The organism is Halobacillus trueperi (assembly GCF_003386945.1).
In the GTDB taxonomy this organism is placed as follows: domain Bacteria; phylum Bacillota; class Bacilli; order Bacillales; family Halobacillaceae; genus Halobacillus; species Halobacillus aidingensis.
This window is the reverse complement of the sequence record NZ_QUAE01000003.1, coordinates 271,326-288,983: the sequence shown is the minus strand read 5'-3', so window position 1 is coordinate 288,983 and position 17,658 is coordinate 271,326. Positions and strand designations below refer to the sequence as shown.

The 17,658-nt window shown below is 44.0% G+C and carries 15 protein-coding genes and 1 pseudogene; 13 read left to right on the top strand and 3 right to left on the bottom strand.

Features of this window, described 5'->3' with window-relative positions:
• From DYE48_RS06245 to DYE48_RS06235, 3 genes are read left to right on the top strand one after another with little or no spacing between them, the layout of a single operon-like run.
• Positions 1–288 carry a YhdT family protein gene (locus DYE48_RS06245; RefSeq protein WP_244199380.1) on the top strand — a complete coding sequence of 96 codons (288 nt, stop codon included), beginning with the start codon at positions 1–3 and terminating at the stop codon, positions 286–288.
• Positions 285–1,757 (top strand): sodium/pantothenate symporter, encoded by a 1,473-nt coding sequence (gene panF, locus DYE48_RS06240; RefSeq protein ID WP_115822878.1) that lies wholly within the window; start codon positions 285–287, stop codon positions 1,755–1,757. Before DYE48_RS06245 ends, panF begins: the two co-directional genes overlap by 4 nt.
• Before the next feature lie 3 nt (positions 1,758–1,760).
• Entirely contained in the window at positions 1,761–2,978 is a 1,218-nt protein-coding gene (locus DYE48_RS06235; RefSeq protein WP_115822877.1) for a M20 family metallopeptidase, read from the top strand.
• A gap of 61 nt (positions 2,979–3,039) precedes the next feature.
• Here the strand turns inward: DYE48_RS06235 and DYE48_RS06230 are convergent, their stop codons facing one another.
• Positions 3,040–3,249 carry a hypothetical protein gene (locus tag DYE48_RS06230; protein ID WP_115822876.1) on the bottom strand — a complete coding sequence of 70 codons (210 nt, stop codon included), beginning with the start codon at positions 3,247–3,249 and terminating at the stop codon, positions 3,040–3,042.
• A 32-nt stretch (positions 3,250–3,281) separates the two neighbouring features.
• On the opposite strand from DYE48_RS06230, the pseudogene DYE48_RS21585 reads away from it, so the two are divergent.
• A pseudogene (locus tag DYE48_RS21585) lies at positions 3,282–3,529 on the top strand (aldo/keto reductase); the annotation flags it as partial.
• A 38-nt stretch (positions 3,530–3,567) separates the two neighbouring features.
• Here the strand turns inward: DYE48_RS21585 and DYE48_RS06220 are convergent.
• A complete protein-coding gene (locus DYE48_RS06220) occupies positions 3,568–4,530 on the bottom strand; it encodes an EVE domain-containing protein (protein WP_115822946.1) in 963 nt (320 codons plus the stop codon).
• 240 nt (positions 4,531–4,770) lie between these two features.
• On the opposite strand from DYE48_RS06220, the gene DYE48_RS06215 reads away from it, so the two are divergent.
• Entirely contained in the window at positions 4,771–6,756 is a 1,986-nt protein-coding gene (locus DYE48_RS06215) for an S-layer homology domain-containing protein (protein ID WP_115822875.1), read from the top strand.
• A 62-nt stretch (positions 6,757–6,818) separates the two neighbouring features.
• Here the strand turns inward: DYE48_RS06215 and DYE48_RS06210 are convergent, their stop codons facing one another.
• Positions 6,819–7,688, bottom strand: coding sequence for an immunoglobulin-like domain-containing protein (locus DYE48_RS06210; protein ID WP_115822874.1), 870 nt, complete (start codon positions 7,686–7,688; stop codon positions 6,819–6,821).
• Between the two features lie 143 nt (positions 7,689–7,831).
• Here DYE48_RS06210 and DYE48_RS06205 point away from each other — a divergent pair, with 143 nt between their 5' ends.
• From DYE48_RS06205 to gndA, 8 genes are all read left to right on the top strand, one after another.
• Complete coding sequence (locus DYE48_RS06205) at positions 7,832–8,254, top strand: hypothetical protein (protein ID WP_115822873.1); 423 nt, start codon at positions 7,832–7,834, stop codon at positions 8,252–8,254.
• Between the two features lie 164 nt (positions 8,255–8,418).
• Entirely contained in the window at positions 8,419–10,029 is a 1,611-nt protein-coding gene (locus DYE48_RS06200; RefSeq protein WP_244199379.1) for an ATP-binding protein, read from the top strand.
• Complete coding sequence (locus DYE48_RS06195) at positions 10,010–10,684, top strand: response regulator (RefSeq protein ID WP_208639634.1); 675 nt, start codon at positions 10,010–10,012, stop codon at positions 10,682–10,684. The genes DYE48_RS06200 and DYE48_RS06195 overlap by 20 nt, the downstream gene beginning before the upstream one ends.
• A 248-nt stretch (positions 10,685–10,932) precedes the next feature.
• Positions 10,933–11,940, top strand: coding sequence for a tripartite tricarboxylate transporter substrate binding protein (locus tag DYE48_RS06190; protein ID WP_115822871.1), 1,008 nt, complete (start codon positions 10,933–10,935; stop codon positions 11,938–11,940).
• A 55-nt stretch (positions 11,941–11,995) separates the two neighbouring features.
• Positions 11,996–12,454 carry a tripartite tricarboxylate transporter TctB family protein gene (locus DYE48_RS06185; RefSeq protein WP_115822870.1) on the top strand — a complete coding sequence of 153 codons (459 nt, stop codon included), beginning with the start codon at positions 11,996–11,998 and terminating at the stop codon, positions 12,452–12,454.
• Between the two features lie 16 nt (positions 12,455–12,470).
• Positions 12,471–13,988, top strand: a complete 1,518-nt coding sequence (locus DYE48_RS06180; protein ID WP_115822869.1) for a tripartite tricarboxylate transporter permease — start codon at positions 12,471–12,473, stop codon at positions 13,986–13,988.
• Positions 13,989–14,645: 657 nt separating this feature from the next.
• The gene (gene zwf, locus DYE48_RS06175; protein WP_115822944.1) at positions 14,646–16,091 is read left to right on the top strand and encodes a glucose-6-phosphate dehydrogenase; all 1,446 of its coding nucleotides are present in this window, start codon (positions 14,646–14,648) and stop codon (positions 16,089–16,091) included.
• Between the two features lie 39 nt (positions 16,092–16,130).
• Positions 16,131–17,543 carry an NADP-dependent phosphogluconate dehydrogenase gene (gene gndA / locus DYE48_RS06170; RefSeq protein ID WP_115822868.1) on the top strand — a complete coding sequence of 471 codons (1,413 nt, stop codon included), beginning with the start codon at positions 16,131–16,133 and terminating at the stop codon, positions 17,541–17,543.
• The last annotated feature ends 115 nt before the right edge of the window (positions 17,544–17,658 follow it).

Genomic DNA, 17,658 nt, shown 5'->3' with positions numbered 1-17,658 from the left:
TTGGAAAAAGAAAGGAAGAAAAAACAGGATGTCCGGTTCAGAATTGCCAACAGGGAAGCCCTGATTGGAGTTGCTCTTGCGGTCTTCAACTTCATCTGGTGGTTTGCTTTCGCTTACGGTCTCGGAGATCGAACACCTGAAGACTATTCATACGTCTTCGGGTTACCTTCCTGGTTCTTTTACAGTTGTGTGTTAGGATTCATCATCATGGCTTTACTTGTCATTTTTGTTGTAAAGGTCTGGTTTGTGGAAGTTCCTTTCGATGAAGAGGAAGGTGAACGAACATGAACACACCAGTCGTCATTTCACTCGCTGTCTTTCTTGTTTTGATTTTTGCCATTGGCTTTTGGTCGAGTCGTTCTCTTAAGAGTGCAACGGGAGATTCTTTCCTTCAGGAGTACTTTCTCGGGGGCAGGCAACTCGGCGGATTTATCCTCGCTATGACAATGATCGCTACATATGGAAGTGCGAGCAGTTTTATCGGCGGTCCGGGTGTAGCCTATACTCAAGGCTTCGGCTGGGTGCTCCTTTCCATGTCCCAGGTAGCTACCGGTTACTTTGTACTGATGATTCTCGGTAAAAAGTTCGCCATCATGGCACGTCGATATAAGGCGGTCACGCTCATCGACTATTTAAAAGGCCGCTATCAAAGTAAATGGGTCGTATTGACAGCTGCTTTTAGTATCATTGTCTTCCTTTTTTCTGCAATGGCCGCCCAGTGGGTTGGGGGAGCGCGTCTGATTGAATCTTTGACTGGATTGAATTATACGACGGCTTTGTTCATCTTCGCGGTCTCGGTTCTCGTCTATGTCATCATCGGTGGCTTCAAAGCGGTCGCTCTTACCGATACGCTCCAGGGTGTCGTCATGTTCGGTGGTACGCTTATCTTGCTGGTTGCGACCATCATGGCAGGAGGCGGAATCGACAACATCATGGCAGACCTTACGGCAGAGAACCCGAACCTCGTCACTCCGTACGGTGCCGATGGTGGGTTAAGCCCGACTTATGTTTCCTCCTTCTGGATTCTCGTTGGTGTCGCTGTCGTCGGTTTGCCACAAGTTACCGTTCGTGCTATGGCTTATAAAAACTCTCGTTCTATGCACCGTGCGCTCATTATCGGGACGATTGTCGTAGGTTTCATCATGTTGAACATGCACTTAATCGGTGTATTCGCACGTCCGATTCTTCCTGGTATTGAAGTAGGAGACAAAGTGATGCCTTTGATTGCCCAAGAAGTGCTGCCGCCATGGCTTGCTGGTATTGTTTTAGCTGCTCCGATGGCAGCCATCATGTCCACAGTAGATTCCTTGCTGCTCCTTGTCAGCTCTGCGGTTGTGAAAGATGTGTATTTAAATTACATTAAGCCGGATGCTTCACATACGCGAGTGAAGCGGATGAGTTTCGGTGTTACAGCCATCCTTGGGATTTTAGTTTTTCTAATGGCCTTAAGCCCGCCGGATTTACTCATTTGGCTGAATCTATTTGCCTTCGGGGGACTTGAAGCGACCTTTATTTGGCCGGTGGTTCTTGGTCTTTATTGGGATGGTGGAAACAAATACGGGGCTCTTGCGTCGATGGTCGTCGGTATCGTATCGTACATTATCGTTGATCAATTTTTCCCGAGCTTATTCGGTATGCATAACGTCGTCGTCCCGATTCTCCTTTCCTTTATCGCCTTTGTTACCATTAGTTTATTGACCAAATCGCTCATTCAAAATCAGTCCATTTCTCATGACCAATTAGAGAGGAGCATGTAATTTATGTCCCATACACAAATCGAAACGAGAAGAATTCGTGATCGGAAGCGGGTTATTTCTTTGACTCAAGAGCTTGTTCGTATCCCGAGTGTGTACAGGCCTGGAGTGGAGGGTGGTAATGAGGAAAAAGCGGCTCTTTATGTTGCCGAATACCTGAAAAAGCTTGGCATCGAAGTTCATGTCGAGGAAGTGGAGCCAGGACGCCCGAATGTCATCGGTGTGATCGACTCCGGGAAGCCAGGACCAACGCTTTTGTTTGAAGGACATACGGATGTCGTGACGGAAGGAGATCATGGATCATGGACATACGATCCTTTTGGCGCAGAGATTGTCGGTGACCGGATGTATGGGAGAGGAACAAATGATACGAAAGGGAACCTCTCCTGTATGATTACCGCTGTCCAATCTCTTTTAGAAGATCAAGAGGGTTGGTCCGGGAAAATCCTATTATGTATTCCCTGTGATGAAGAGGGAATGATGATCGGGATTAAACACTTTATCAAGCAAGGCTGGGCGGATGCTGTAGATGGAGCTATTATATGCGAACCTGAGGAAAACCAAGTGTGCATCGCCCAGCGCGGAGCTATGAGAGTGGTTTTGAATGCTTATGGAAAAATGGCTCACGGAGCGATCTCTTGGAGTGGCATCAACCCGAACTGGCGGATGGCGAAGATCATCGTTGAATTAGAGAAACTGGAAAAACGGGAGCAGGAGCGGCTTGGTAAGCACCCGACCTTAGGGTGGCCAAGCATCACACCGACTATTTTACAATCACCGGCCAAAGGGGATGCCCAGATCAATGTCATACCGGAACAATGCATGACAACGCTGGATATCCGAACCGTTCCTGGCCAGGACCATGATGTATTGAAAGAAGAACTACAGCAAATATTAGATCGGCTTGCGGAGGATGACCCTGATTTCAAAGCCGATTTCACTGTTATTGAGGATCGCCCTTGGACATCGACGGAGAAAGATGAACCTGTCGTCACAGCTATTTCAGAAGCAGTCCGCACCGTTTTGAAAAAAGAACCGGTGTATAACGGCGTTCCCGGTGCAACGGACGGTACGTTTTTACATGTAGCTGGCGTGCCAATCGTTACGATTGGAGCGGGAGACCGTGAAGTACCGCATCAGATTAATGAATATGTGGATCTCGATGAACTCGCAGAGACCACCGAAATCTATAGGCAAGCCGCTTTGAATTTCTTGAACTCATAAAAAATAGAGCCCTGAATCTATTGGTTCCAGGGCTCTACTTTAAAAAAATATGTTGCTTTTATTATTGGATATTAAATTCAGCAGTCAATCCTTCTTCCACTTCTGTATTGGAAACACCCAGACGCTTGATAATTCGGTGTTTTCCTTTTTCAATATCGTACGATTCTAGTTTGACAGTATGCAGGGAATAAAGTTGGTCTCTTTTATCCGGAAGGGTGGATACGAGTCTAATTTCGCCTTTTTGAAACATCGCTTCATTTACTTTATTCATTTTCTTAAATTCTTTCGTCTGTTCTATCTCATGCGAAGAATCCTCTTTTCCAGGGAGAGAACTTTAAACAGAATTTAGCTAAAGTCGATCAGTTACCGTCCTATAGTGGAAGAGAGTGGAGGGTCCTCATATTGTAATGGCCTGGTACTTGAATCAGCCATCCATTGATGCCGTCATTCCAGGAGCTAAGCGAACGGAACAGGTGGTTGATAATTTGGGGACATTGGATGTTAAGCTTTTGGATGAGGAAATCACAAAGATAGATTCGATCTTTTCATAAATATAAAAGCCTGCTAATATTAGCAGGCTTTTTTGTATTTACATATGATTTTCTTTTATATGTTTCCAAATCAGATCGCTTTTTTCTTTATCGACGGAGAATAACGTTTGGTTGAACATGAAATTCGAATCTGTAATTTCCTTCATTTTTTTGGCTGCCATAGGCTTTTTCAATATGGTGAAATCTTCTAAGTTCATATTATATTCTTCATTTGTTTTTCCATGGTATTCTTCTTTGTTAACTACTCCTGTACCAATCCCCATAGCGACGATTCCTTTGCCACTTTGGTAGAGAAAGACTTTGTCTCCTTTCTGAATTCGTTGGATTTTATTTTTCCATGGATGGTAATAAGCAGCTGCTTTTCCTTGTTTCATCATATCTTGGTGGGAGTCTGGGTTTCTTTTATAATTCGTATTGAGGATGAAGTTGGACGGCTCATGTTCGATAACATCCTGAGATGGGGAGTAAGTATTGAATTCGATTAAATGCTCGTTTGCATCTGTGGTATAGACACGGTAGACGATCGCTTCTATATCAAGGCCTGTTTCCTTCCAATAGTTAATGGCTCTACGTGTTTTGAAATCTGTCCCATCGGTGACGATTAAAAATTGTTGATGTTGATTGAAGTGTTCTTCTTTGATTTCTGATTCTGAATCCAGCTTAAAATATTCCCTATGGTCCTGGATGAGGGATGCTGAATCCGGGTTGAATTTGAAATATATGTTTTCAAGATCTTTGTAACTTTTCTGGCCGTATTCTTGGCCATATTTTAATACTTGTAGTAGATTATCATCTTTGGACTTCCAGCGTTTCAATTCAAAAATGTATAACTTCCCTGTATGATCCAGTGCTAAAATATCAGGTTCAGGTTGAAACTTTCTTTCGGTAAACAAAGGCATTAAATGTTGTTCATCTAAGAGACGATCTAAGTTTTGTACTAATAATTCTTCTAAATCTTCTTCTCTCCATCCAACGTTTTTCAAATTCGTTCTTTTCAACATTCGAAGGTTTTCTTTGTCCTGACTATCCAAGTAATAAAGTATGAACTCTCCCCTTTGGTTTAATAGTTAGGTTTATATTTCCAATTAATTATATCAATAGACCCAATTCACTATTGTTTTTTCAGCATTTTGTAAAAGTTTTGTAACATACCTTTAACATTTAGGTAATAATACTCTTTTTATAATTTCCACTTTATAGGTTAATAGGAAATGGAATTTATTTAGGGGAGGACTAGCACTATGAAAAGAACAAACATTTATCGTATGTTTGTGATTCTTGTCATGGCTTTATCTGTGGTTGCTACAATCAACCCAGTAAAAACTTTCGCACAAGAGTTTACAGATGTACCAGAAGGAACGGTTTATTATGAACCCATTCATGCTTTGGCTGAAAAACAAATTGTGAGTGGTTACGAAGGTGGAGAATTTAAGATTCGTAATCAAATCACTCGTGCAGAAGCGTCTGTTATGCTTGCAAATTTGTTGAATTTAGATAAAGAGAATGCACCACCAGCTCCATTTGAAGATGTGCAGCAAGGGGTATGGTATTCCGGTGCCATCAATGCTCTCTATCATTCGAACATTGTCGTTGGTGTGGGTGAAAATAAGTTCGGTACTAAGGCCAACATTACGCGGGCGGCTTTGGCACGTATGATTGTCCAGGGATATGGCTTGGAGTTAGAAGATGAAAAAGAGATGCCGTTCACAGATGTAGTAGGTGGAGCATGGTATATGGAAGATTTAAAAACTCTATATTCTCACGGCTTGATCTCCGGTACAACGACAACAACATTTTCACCAAATGCCAAAATGCGTCGTGGTGACTTTGCGCTGTTATCCTACAATACAGAAGTGGCTCAAGGAACACTTTTCCTAGAAGTTCAAAACATTGAGGTCCTGAGTGAAAACCAGTTGGCTGTCAATTTTACGGACAATGAGACAGTTAAGATCGACCTTGATGAAGAGCTGGTCGACGGGGAGAACAAAGTTTCCTTTGAATATAAAGGAAAGGTCTTTGAAGATATCCTTGTTCAATACGAAGTACCAGATACAGAACCGCCTGTCATTACTATCGATGGTTTCAAAGAGTACTTCATTCAAAAAGGGTTAAGCTTTAACCAGCCCATTGTTTCAGCGACAGATGATGTTGATGGGGAAGTGACTGTCGATATGCAGATTACAAGAGATGGTGAACCTGTAGGTCAAGTAGACACTGACATGGTTGGAAAATACACATTGATTTATACTGCTGAAGACCAGGCAGGGAACAAAGCAGAGAAAACCGAGGTTTCTGTAGAGATTGCAGAGAGTGTTTTGGGTGTAGAAGTGATTGATGAAGAAACTCTAAGCCTTACATTGCCTGGTGGAAATACAAAAGAGATGAACCTTGAAGAAGTTTTGACACATGGGGAGAATGTCTTGAGTTACACGACTGACAGTGAATCTTATCAATTCACGGTGGTGTATGATGCGCTGACTCCAGCGATTAATGCAGCAGAAAAAGCCATTAATGAATTGCCAGATCCAGTTGCTCAAGAGGATGCTACTCTAGTAGAAGATGCTCGTTCACTTGTGAATAAAGCATTTGCCATTGATGAATCTGCGACAATACAAGGCTTGAATAAACTTAAAGCGGCGGAGTATCTCCTTTCTTATTACCAGGATGGAAGTGTATCCGTAAATCATACTTCATATAGTATGAAAAAAGGGAAAGAAGTTCAGCTCGAAGCTTCCTTAAGTCATGAAGTCCCATTCAATGATTATACATGGAGTTCGAGTGACTCATCAGTAGCCACTGTTACTGATGAAGGACTTGTTACCGCTGTAGGGGAAGGCTCTGCCACGATTACCGTAGAAACTCCAGATGGGAAAAAAGCGACTAGCCGTGTCAGCGTTTGGATTAAACCTTCCCTCCAATTCAACAGCTACGGTTCTGTTACTGTTAATAACGTAATCCAAAGGGTCTCTACTTCTTTTTATAACCTCACCCGTACAGATGTGACGGTAGAGAAAATAGAAATCTTTGAAGATAATTCCCGTCGCAGTTCTTATACAGAAGCGGAACTGAAGAATAGTGGAATCGATCCTGTCATTAGTTACGGGGAACAATTCGGAATCAGCATTTCCTTTAAATACGGTGGACTATGGACCACTAGTAATAACAAAGTCGTTTACCAGATTAATGACGGTGAAGAGACATTTGAATACGTTTCAACGATTAGATAAATAAAACGGCTGTCCTCTGGGGCAGCCGTTTTATTTAAGTTTGGAAGCATGAGCTACATAATCTACTCAACGATAAAGGTAGCCGCCAATCCTTCTTCCACTTCTGTATCGGAAACACCCAGACGCTTGATGATTCGGTGTTTTCCTTTTTCAAGATCGTAGGATTCGAGTTTGACAGTATGGGTAGTTGATTCTTTTGGAAGCAGAATATATTCCATAGCTACGACTGCTTCTGGTCCTTCGACAGTCTTCCATGCCTCATTCTCATAAGATTGAATGATGAACCTGGCCCCATAACTTAACCCGGAAGGACCGAAATTGGTGATTCTGAAATCCATCGTGTCGGTGGGAGAGTAGGAAGTCTTGTCGATAGAAACTTCTGCATTCACTTCAGGCTCGGGTGGTACATAGACAATACCGACATAAGTATCGATGACCTCTCCATTCCCGTTCATCATCTCCGCACTAAGGGAATAAAGTTGGTCTCTTTTTTCCGGGAGGGTGGCGACGAGTCCTTTCTCGCCTGCTTTGTACGTCACTTCTTTTACCTTAGCCATTTTCTCTAATTCTTTCGTCCGTTCAATCAGTTCTACTTTGACTGTATGTCCTTCTGGGATCCCTTCTATGTATGTTCCTTGTTCTTCTCCAGGTTGGTTGATTTGGAAATCAGCGATCGGGGTGATCATATTGCTGCTGTTAAACCCTTCCCCTGTTTTAGGACCATATCCTGTTTTTTCTAGAATTTCTTCTTCTGTGTAAGGAAATCGTTCTGTAAACATAAACTCAATAGAATCAGGTTCTCCCATTTGACTAGGAATCGTATCACTATATGGATTGCCTGAGGTTTCTTTGGTCGTCATGCTTTCATAGATCCATAACCCAAATACGGCTATGATACAGATGGTTATGGTGCTGAATAGCGTTTTTAGCATGGACACATCCCCCTGGTTTTCTTCAATTGTATCATATGGAATATATTACTAGATCTGGAGTTTGAGTTGGGGTTTTATGTTAAAAGTGTCTTAGTTTTAGCATGAGGATTGATTAAATCTTTTTACTAAGAATGGAGGCTTTCATGAATAAATACTTTGAAGGAACAGGGATGACCGCATTCTTTTATGTTCTTGTTCTGATGATCGGCTACTTTGTGGACACAAGGTTTGTGGGCGGATTTGAGGTATCGGGTATTTTCATTGGAGCACTTACTGTAACCATCCCCTATGTCCTGTTAGGCGTGTTTTCAAGTATCATTCTTGGGGAGAGAAGTTCATTGAAAAGTGTGATTAGCTTAGGTCTTTTTGTCATCATAGTGGAAAGGTTGGCTGTGTATCTTATCGGATTTACTTATGTCCTGCGGGATGTTGGGCCGAGAGAGCCTGTTTGGTCGATTGGATTGCTTTATTTTAAACCGTTTTATGTTTCCATAGGTGGGGGTGTAAGTTTGCTATTATACATCTTTGTGGCGAGCCTTCATTCAAGGAGAGAGAGGACCGTTTAATAAACATAGGAGCGGATAAAGAAACGTCTAAATGTTTCTTTGTCCTTTTTTTATGAGGAAAAAAGAAAATTGAGTTGTTAGAAGATGAAAAATTCAGAATTTATCAATCTCTAGAATCTTCTCCTATGTTACGATAGATTGAGATAACGTTTTCATAGGTGGAGATGTCAGTGAAAGTTTCCCTGCGCACGAAAATTATGGTGTTGATTTTATCGTTACTTGTTTTGGTGATCGGGCTGTTAGCCGGTGTTTTTGCCTATATGGAAAAAAGAGATGTCGAAGATCAGATGGGACAGCTCGCTCTCCAGGTCGCGAGTACTGTCTCTTTTATGCCTTCCATTAAAGAAGCGTTTGACACAGAGAACCCTTCTGAAGTCATTCAGCCAATCGCTTTGAGTGTGCAGGAGGAGTCGGGGGCGGAGTTTGTTGTGATCGGAAATAAGGAGAGCATCCGTTATGCCCATCCCGACGAATGGAAAATCGGCAGGCGTATGGTCGGTGGAGACAACGAACGGGCGCTGAAGAACGGCGAGTATTACATATCAAAAGCAGAAGGTACGCTTGGTCCTTCCTTAAGAGGAAAAGCACCGATCATCGGTGAAAATGGGGATATTATCGGCATCGTCTCGGTCGGTTTTTTGCTGGAGGACGTTCGTTCCATTGTGTGGAATAAGCTTGAGAACGTCTTTGGTGTGGCGGTCCTTGTATTAGTGGTCGGAGCTGTCGGAAGCCTTTTACTGGCGCGGAGTATAAGAAAAGATACGCTTGGCCTTGAGCCTTATGAAATCACTTCCTTTTACCAAACGCGTGAAGCGATTCTTTCTTCTATAAAAGAAGGGATCATATCTATTGATGCAGCGGGTAGGGTGACGATGATCAATCAGTCGGCGATCGATCTTTTAAACTTGTCCGAGGGAGCCGAGGGTCGTTTGATTTCTGAGGTCTTTCCGAATACGCAAATGCTGAAAGTGCTTGAAACAGGAAATGCGACCAGGGACGAAGAGATGATTCTGCTGGATAAGGTCGTTATTGTCAATCGGACTCCGATTATGCATGAAGGACAGGTAGCCGGGGTCGTTTCCAGTTTTCGTGATAAGACAGAAGTCAGGAACATGGTTCAGACTTTGTCGGAAGTGAAAAGGCACTCGGAAAGTCTGCGCTCCCAGACGCATGAGCATGCCAACAAGATGTACGTGCTACTCGGGCTTTTGCAGTTAGGGAAACAGGAAGAGGCGATGGGAATGATCGAAGAAGATTTCCATATGTCCCAAAAGCATCAAACTTTGATTTTTGACCGGATTCAGGATGAAACGGTTCAGGCAATCCTGACGGGGAAAATGAGTACGGCCTCTGAGCAGAAAGTAGACTTCATTATCCAGGAAGATTCGGAGTTACGGCGTGTCCCCCGGTATATCACAAGGACAGAGTTAATCACGATGTTAGGCAACATGATTGATAATGCTTTTGAAGCGGTGAGTGGTCAAAAGGAGAAGAGAGTCGAGTTTTTTGTGACGGATGTGGGCCATGACATCGTTTTTGAAGTGTCAGATAACGGGCCGGGCATCCCTGAAGACGTGTACACTTCTTTATTTGTCCGTGGTTTCTCTACGAAAGAAGGAGATCATCGGGGGTATGGTCTTCATAATGTGAGGGAGATTGTCGAGCGTTTGTCTGGAACGATGGAAGTGGATCACAGTGACGATGGCGGTGCTGTGTTCTCAATTTTTTTACCGAAACATACAGGAGGTGGACCTGATGAAGGTGATGATCAGTGAAGATGATTTCAGGGTGGCAGAACTGCATGCGCAATTTTTGCGAGTGGTCGATGGTGTAGAAGTTGTCGGTAAGGCTTTGAATGCTGAAGAAACTCTAGAGATGCTTGAAGAACATCAACCGGATCTGCTTTTGTTGGATGTGTATATGCCTGATCAGTTAGGCGTCGACCTCCTGCATGACATTCGTTCGATCGCGCCACATACGGATGTGATCATGATTACGGCCGCGAAGGAAAAAGAGATTGTGGAAAAGGCGCTGAAGTATGGTGTGTTCGACTATATCATTAAGCCGATCACGATGGAACGATTTCAAGAGACGATTGAAAACTATCAGGAGCGGAAAAAGCGTATGTCCCAAATTGAGACGTTCGATCAGGAAGCAGTCGATCAGTTGATCAAGTCTTCCAATGAAGCAGCCGCCACTACCATATCTGTTCCGAAAGGCATCGATCCGCTGACGCTTGAAAAGGTGGAAAGGATGCTGTCTGATGCGGGAGGTGACGGTTTGACTGCTGAACAGGCAAGCAGTCAGATGGGAGCATCAAAAACGACCGCTCGAAGGTACTTGGAATACTTGATCAGTATAGGGAAAGGCAAGGCTGAGATGAACTACGGAAAAGTCGGTCGGCCTCAGAGGAAATACTATAGAGGATAAGCTAAGGAGAAAACTCGTCATTAGGACGAGTTTTTTTATTGGATTGAAAGGAATGGATAAAACTGTAAGACCTGGTCATCCAAGAATTGGATGACCAGGTCTTACAGTTTCTTACATATTAACTCTCGTGAATTTTATTTGGTTAATTGATTTTATGCTTTTAATTTCGATTATTTTGAAAACGGTTACATTTAAGGCTGTTTCTTATAAACTAACATCAAATAGTAAGAAGAGAGGGGATTCATTATATGAAGAAGCATGTATGGATGATGGGTAGTTTATTAATTGTTTTGTTCTTAGCTGCTTGTGGCGGCGACTCTTCGGAAACGAGTGGGGATGGCGGCGATGGGGAATGGACGCCGAGCAAGAATATTGAAATTGTTGCTCCTGCTGGTGCCGGCGGTGGCTGGGATACGACCGCTCGCTCTGTTGGGAAAATCCTTGAAGAAGAAGGTATCACCGAGCAGAACGTCGGTGTCGTCAACAAAGAAGGAGGCGGTGGAGCTGTCGGTTGGTCTTACATAAACAGTACGAACAATCCACACAACATTTTCGTTTCTTCTCCTCCAATGATCTTCGTTCCATTGAACGGACAGTCGGATTTGTCTCATGAAGATTTCACACCACTTTCCAATATGATTGCAGATTATGCGGCATTCGCTGTCGCCGATGATGCCAAGTGGCAGGATTTGAATGAGCTGTTTGAAGACATGAAAAAAGATCCTTCTAGCGTAACGGTCGTAGGAACATCTTCTCCTGGATCTATGGATCACATGCAATTCGTCACCATCGCTAAAGAAGCGGGTGTCGATATTCAAAAAATTAAGTACGTTTCTGCTCAAGATGGCGGAGGGATGACACAAATCCTGAACGGAAGCGCTGACGTTTATTCTACAGGGATTGCTGAAACCGTCGAACAAGTAAAAGCAGGAAAAGTTCGTGTGCTGGGAATTACAGCAGAAGAACGCTTGGATGGTGAAGTGCTAGAAGACTTCCCGACAGCGAAAGAGCAGGGCATCGATGCCACGTTTGTAAACTGGAGAGGCTTCTTCGGACCTGGAGATATGACCGAAGGACAAGTCGCTTACTATGAAGAAAAACTGAAAGAAGTCAGTGATTCGGAAGCATTTGCGGAAATCCGTAACAACTACGGTTGGGACGAAATGTACATGAATAGTGAAGAATACAGCCAGTTCCTTGATGAACAAAGGGATCAACTTGGAAGCTTAATGGAAGAGCTTGGCTTGAATCAATAATAGATAGGAAGGGTCTGTACGCAGGCCCTTTTCTATTAGATCGAAGGTGATGTTTTTGCTGAAAACGTTGAACCAGAAAGTGAGTATCTTTTTAATTCTGTTCGCTGCTGGTTATCTTTATTTGAGCTATAACTTAAAGGAATACCCTTATGTGCCGGTCGATTCGGATTTCGTTCCAAAGATCCTGGGCTATTTATTGATCATTCTTGCCATCTTTTTATTCTTTGATAAATCTTCAGAAACCGAACAGGAAAAAGAAAAACGTCAGGTACCGAAAAAAGAAATGCTGGTATTGCTCGCGGTCGGTGGCATGATTTTTCTTTACATCTTCTTACTTGAAATCATCGGCTTTGTTTTGAGTTCCATGCTATTCATTTTTGTCTGTTCCTGGTTCCTGGGGTACAGAAAGCTCGTCACGACCATCCTCGTTGCGGTTCTATTTCCACTGATTATGTACCTTTCGTTCAATTACTTACTACAAATCCGTCTCCCACAAGGAGTTTTACCATTTTAAAAGGAGGTGAGTCACCATGGGTGCAATGGAAGGATTAATGCAGGGAATTCAGGTCGCGTTCAGCTGGCAGGGGATTTTGTTCGTTCTAATCGGCGTTGTTGCGGGTACGCTGATTGGAATGATGCCGGGCCTCGGACCAATCAGTGCGATTGCGATCATGATACCAATCACATATGGAATGGACCCCTCGGTCGCATTAGTGATGATGGCGGGTGTCTATTACGGCGCAGTGTTTGGGGGATCGACGTCTTCGATTCTCTTGAACGCGCCAGGAATATCCGGAACGGTCGCCACATCCTTTGACGGCTATCCGATGGCCCAAAGGGGAGAGGCAGGAAAAGCATTGGCGATTGCTGCGATATCCTCTTTCGTCGGTGGAACAGTTTCCGTCGTTCTTTTGATGTTATTCGCTCCTGCTTTGTCTGCGGTCGCTGTTTCTTTCGGTCCGCCTCAATATTTTGCCCTTATGTTCTTAGGTTTGACGGCGATTGCAAGTTTATCTGATGGCTCTACAATCAAAGCTTTGATTACAGCGACGATCGGTTTTATGGTCGCAACCATTGGAATCGACGGCCAGACGGGGACGAGCCGCTTTACGTTTGGCAACCCCAACTTACTGGAAGGGATCGATTTTCTTGTTATCGCGCTCGGATTATTCGCGCTGGCTGAGATTTGTTTTCTTGTGAAAAACCGGAAGGATCAATCACTTCAAAATCAAGGTGATATCGGAAGTTTGAAGCTTAGTAAAGCAGATTTCAAAGAGATGCGCGGCCCGATGAGCAGACAGTCGTTCCTCGGCTTTATCCTCGGCGTTTTGCCAGGTGCAGGTGCGACAATCGCTTCCTTCATCGGTTATATTTCAGAAAAGAAAATCGCTAAAAACCCCAAAGAATTCGGTAAAGGATCAATCAAAGGGTTGTCTGCCCCGGAAACGGCTAATAACGCAGCGACCAGTGGTGCCTTCGTTCCTTTACTTAGCCTTGGGATACCGGGGTCCGGAACGACAGCTGTTATGTTAGGAGCTTTCCTCGTCCTCGGGATTCAGCCGGGCCCACTCCTGATGGCGGATCGCCCGGAAGTTTTCTGGGGCATCATTGCAAGTATGTATATCGGGAATATCTTTTTATTGATTCTGAATTTACCACTCATTCCATACATCGCAAAAATATTGAAAATCGCACGTCCAATGCTGATTTCTCTAGTCGCGATTTTCAGCTTGATCGGTGTTTATGCCATCAGCTTCAGCACGTTTGATTTATATTTATTGCTGATCTTTGGTTTCGTGGGTTATTTAATGAGACTATTCAGCTTCCCGGCAGCTCCGTTCATCTTAGCTTTCATCCTCGGTGGCATGATGGAGCAATCGCTGAGACAGTCTCTTACGGCTGCAGGTGGAGACATGATTATTCTCATCTCCGACCCGGTATCCATCGGACTTTACATCGTAAGTATCCTATCGTTCGTTGTACCGATCATTCGTAATCGGAAAAATGCACAAGCCGAGCAGGCAGAAAAAGAGTCGAATGCTTCCTAAAAAGGAGAGCGTTCGGCTTTTTCTTTTTATCGTATGGATTGAGACGAGGCGTTTTCGCTCAAAGTAGAGAAAGAATCGCTCAAATGGAGCTGGAAATCGATCAAAGTAGGGGAAGAATCGCTCAAATGGAGGCGAATATCACTCAAAGTAGAAGGAATCGCTCAAATGGATCGAGATATCGCTCAAAGTGAAGAGAAAATCACTCAAATAGAGATGGATATCAATCAAAGTCGAGAAAAAACCACCTCATTCAAAGCCAAATAGACCTCAAAAAACAAATATAATATGAAAATTTTTTTCAATCTATTGCAAATAAGAGTGAAAACGCTCACACTAAGAGTATAGCCGACATACAAAGCGTCACGTTTCTCACATCGCTGAAATTAAGCCTGATGCGGACTGTGTGCCTCCTGTTGCCTCTTTAAAAACAGCCGAATTTTCAGTAAAATAATTTTCATGGCAAGCTATACATTTTAGACACATTTCATAAATGTCATGGATGAGGTAAACAATAAAACAGTGTTCCTGGCGTAAGCCTGTTCACTTACATATTTGGTGCTCATGCTTTATACTAATAAAAGCTGAAAAGTACAGGAGGTAACACGAATCATGGACCAACACAACACGAAAAGTCATGGAATCGATACCGTAGAAATGATGGACGACATGACCTTTGTTTTATTCGGAGCAAGCGGTGATTTGGCGAAACGTAAAATCTATCCCGCTCTCTATAATTTATATATTGAGGGAAAAATGCCGAATTCCCTTTCCGTCGTAGGCCTTGGACGTAGACCTTATACGCAGGAAGACTTCCGTAGCATCATTAAAGAGTCTCTGGAATCTTTCTCAAGAAGAGATGTAGACGAATCGAACTTGGACGAGTTCCTTGCTTCTTTCCGTTACTTCATTTTCGATGCGATGAAGGATGAATCTTATCAGGGATTGAAAGCCTTTATTGAAGAAAGAGAAAGCGAGCTTTCGATTCCAGAAAACCGTCTGTTCTATCTTTCGGTTGCACCGAAGTTGATTGAGCCGATCTCGGCATCTCTTCACGAAAATGGAATCACAGATACAAGTGGTTGGAAGCGTCTGATCGTTGAGAAGCCATTCGGAAGTGACTTGCACTCAGCAAGGCATTTGAACGCAGAGCTGACGAAAGTTTTCCAGGAAGAAGAGATTTTCCGTATCGACCACTATCTTGGAAAACCGATGGTGCAGAACCTTGAATCTTTGATTCGTCCGAACCCGATTTTGAAGGCGCTCTGGAGTCATGAACAGATTGCGAATGTCCAAATTACAGCAAGTGAGACCGTCGGTGTTGGTACAAGAGCGGGTTACTATGATAAAGCTGGAGCGATTCGTGATATGGTACAGAACCATTTGCTGCAGTTAGTGATGATGACCGCGCTTCACCACCCGGCAAAACTGACGCCGAAACAGATTGAAGAAAAGAAAAAAGCGATCATGGAATCGCTGCGTCCGGTGGAGGAAGAAGAAATCTCCCAACATGTGGTACGTGGACAGTATGAAGCTGGCGAAATGAATGCTGAGCCGATTCCCGGTTATTTAGAAGAAGACGGGGTTGCAGAAAATTCAAACAACGATACGTACTTCGCTGCTCGTTTGTATATCGACAACGACTACTGGAAGGGCATTCCTTTTTACATTCGTACAGGGAAACGTCTCGAGAAAAAGTCGACGCGTATCATTATCGAGTTCAAGAATGAAGTTGACGCGGATGAAGATGCAGCAGGTGCTGTGTCCAATCTGTTGATGATCGAGATCAATCCGAACGAAAGTGTCGGCTTGCGCATCAACTTGAAGGACGATTCTAACGAGAAGTTCGAACCCGCATATATCAATTTTTCTAAAAACCTGGATGCCCAACCAGAAGCCTATGAAAACTTGTTGAATGATGCCATGCAGGGTCATTCTACGTATTTTGCTCATTGGAGTGAAGTGGAGCTATCCTGGAAGTGGGTCCAGCCAATCTTGGAAGCATTCGAAAACGACGCTCTCCCCCTTCACGGCTACCAAGCTGGATCTGAAGGGCCGGAAGCAGCTGAGAAGCTCTTGAACGAAGACGGCTATACATGGTGGTAAGAATTTTTATAGATAGAATGGAAAGGATTTGATCGGAACATGGATAAGCAGAATATCGGAGTCATCGGTTTAGGAGTCATGGGGGCGAACCTTGCCCTGAACATTCAGGATAACGGCTACACCGTGTCTGTATACGATTACTGGACAGACCGTGTAGACGAACTGGTCGGAAATGATGAAAACACAGGCAATATTTCTGGAGCATACAGCGCAGAAGAATTCACCGCTTCTCTTGAAAAACCACGCAAAATCTTGATGATGGTCAAAGCAGGCGAAACGACAGACAAAGTCATTGAAAGTCTAGTCCCTCATCTAGAAGAAGGCGACATGCTGATCGATGGTGGAAACACGTACTACGAAGATACAGAACGCCGCGCATCTTACTTAGAAGAAAAAGGCATCCACTTCATCGGTACAGGATTCTCCGGCGGGGAAGAAGGAGCGCGTAAAGGACCTTCCATCATGCCTGGCGGACCAGGTGAAGCGTATGCGGAAGTGAAGCCGATCTTTGATGCAATCGCAGCGAACGTCGAAAGCACACCATGTGCTGCCTACATGGGCCGCGGCGGTGCCGGCCACTACGTGAAAATGGTTCACAACGGCATCGAGTACGGCGACATGCAGTTGATCTGTGAAGCGTACTTCATCATGAAAAACGTCCTTGGACTGTCTGCACAAGAGCTGCACGAAGTGTTCAAAGAGTGGAACGAAGGCGAACTCGACAGCTACCTGATCGAGATCACTGCAGACATTTTCACAAAAGTGGACGAAGAAACAGGCAAGCCACTTGTGGAAGTGATCCTTGATACAGCTGGTCAAAAAGGAACAGGAAAATGGACAAGTAAGAGCGCCCTTGATCTTGGTGTTCCACTTCCGATCATCACAGAGTCTGTGTTCTCACGCTTCATCTCTGCGATGAAAGAAGAGCGCCAGAAAGCAAGCCAATACCTGACTGGTCCAGAAGTCACTTTTGACGGAAACAAAGAAGAAGTCATCGAATCCCTTCGCAAAGCGTTGTACATGAGTAAAATCTGCTCCTACGCCCAAGGTTTCGCACAAATGCGTGCACAGTCGGAAGAAAAAGGCTGGGACCTACAGTACGGCGACATCGCCATGAACTTCCGCGGCGGCTGCATCATCCGTGCCCAGTTCCTGCAGAAGATCAAAGACGCGTACGACAAAGACGAGAACCTGACAAACCTGCTTCTCGATCCTTACTTCCAGGACATCGCAACGTCTTATCAAAAAGAGCTTCGTGAAACACTCGCTCTTGCAATTCAAAACGGTGTACCGGTACCTGCGTTCTCCAGTGCCCTTGCTTATTATGACAGCTACCGTACAGCCAAGCTTCCAGCAAACTTGCTGCAAGCACAGCGTGACTACTTCGGTGCGCACACGTATCAGCGTGTTGATAAAGAAGGTACGTTCCATACGGATTGGATTAATGGTTAATAATTATGAAAGAGCGCAAGCCTTTAATATGGCTTGCGTTTTTTTGATTTCAATGCCTAGTAGTAAGGTGAGGAACGCGCGCAGGAAGAGTGAGTGGTAACAAAAAGTGTAAGTG

Coding starts and splice junctions, on each gene's coding strand:
- panF (WP_115822878.1), top strand. CDS start 285: ATGAACACACCAGTCGTCATTTCACTCGCTGTCTTTCTTGTTTTGATT.
- DYE48_RS06235 (WP_115822877.1), top strand. CDS start 1,761: ATGTCCCATACACAAATCGAAACGAGAAGAATTCGTGATCGGAAGCGG.
- DYE48_RS06230 (WP_115822876.1), bottom strand. CDS start 3,249: ATGAATAAAGTAAATGAAGCGATGTTTCAAAAAGGCGAAATTAGACTC.
- DYE48_RS06220 (WP_115822946.1), bottom strand. CDS start 4,530: ATGTTGAAAAGAACGAATTTGAAAAACGTTGGATGGAGAGAAGAAGAT.
- DYE48_RS06215 (WP_115822875.1), top strand. CDS start 4,771: ATGAAAAGAACAAACATTTATCGTATGTTTGTGATTCTTGTCATGGCT.
- DYE48_RS06210 (WP_115822874.1), bottom strand. CDS start 7,688: ATGCTAAAAACGCTATTCAGCACCATAACCATCTGTATCATAGCCGTA.
- DYE48_RS06205 (WP_115822873.1), top strand. CDS start 7,832: ATGAATAAATACTTTGAAGGAACAGGGATGACCGCATTCTTTTATGTT.
- DYE48_RS06200 (WP_244199379.1), top strand. CDS start 8,419: ATGTCAGTGAAAGTTTCCCTGCGCACGAAAATTATGGTGTTGATTTTA.
- DYE48_RS06195 (WP_208639634.1), top strand. CDS start 10,010: ATGAAGGTGATGATCAGTGAAGATGATTTCAGGGTGGCAGAACTGCAT.
- DYE48_RS06190 (WP_115822871.1), top strand. CDS start 10,933: ATGAAGAAGCATGTATGGATGATGGGTAGTTTATTAATTGTTTTGTTC.
- DYE48_RS06180 (WP_115822869.1), top strand. CDS start 12,471: ATGGGTGCAATGGAAGGATTAATGCAGGGAATTCAGGTCGCGTTCAGC.
- zwf (WP_115822944.1), top strand. CDS start 14,646: ATGGACGACATGACCTTTGTTTTATTCGGAGCAAGCGGTGATTTGGCG.
- gndA (WP_115822868.1), top strand. CDS start 16,131: ATGGATAAGCAGAATATCGGAGTCATCGGTTTAGGAGTCATGGGGGCG.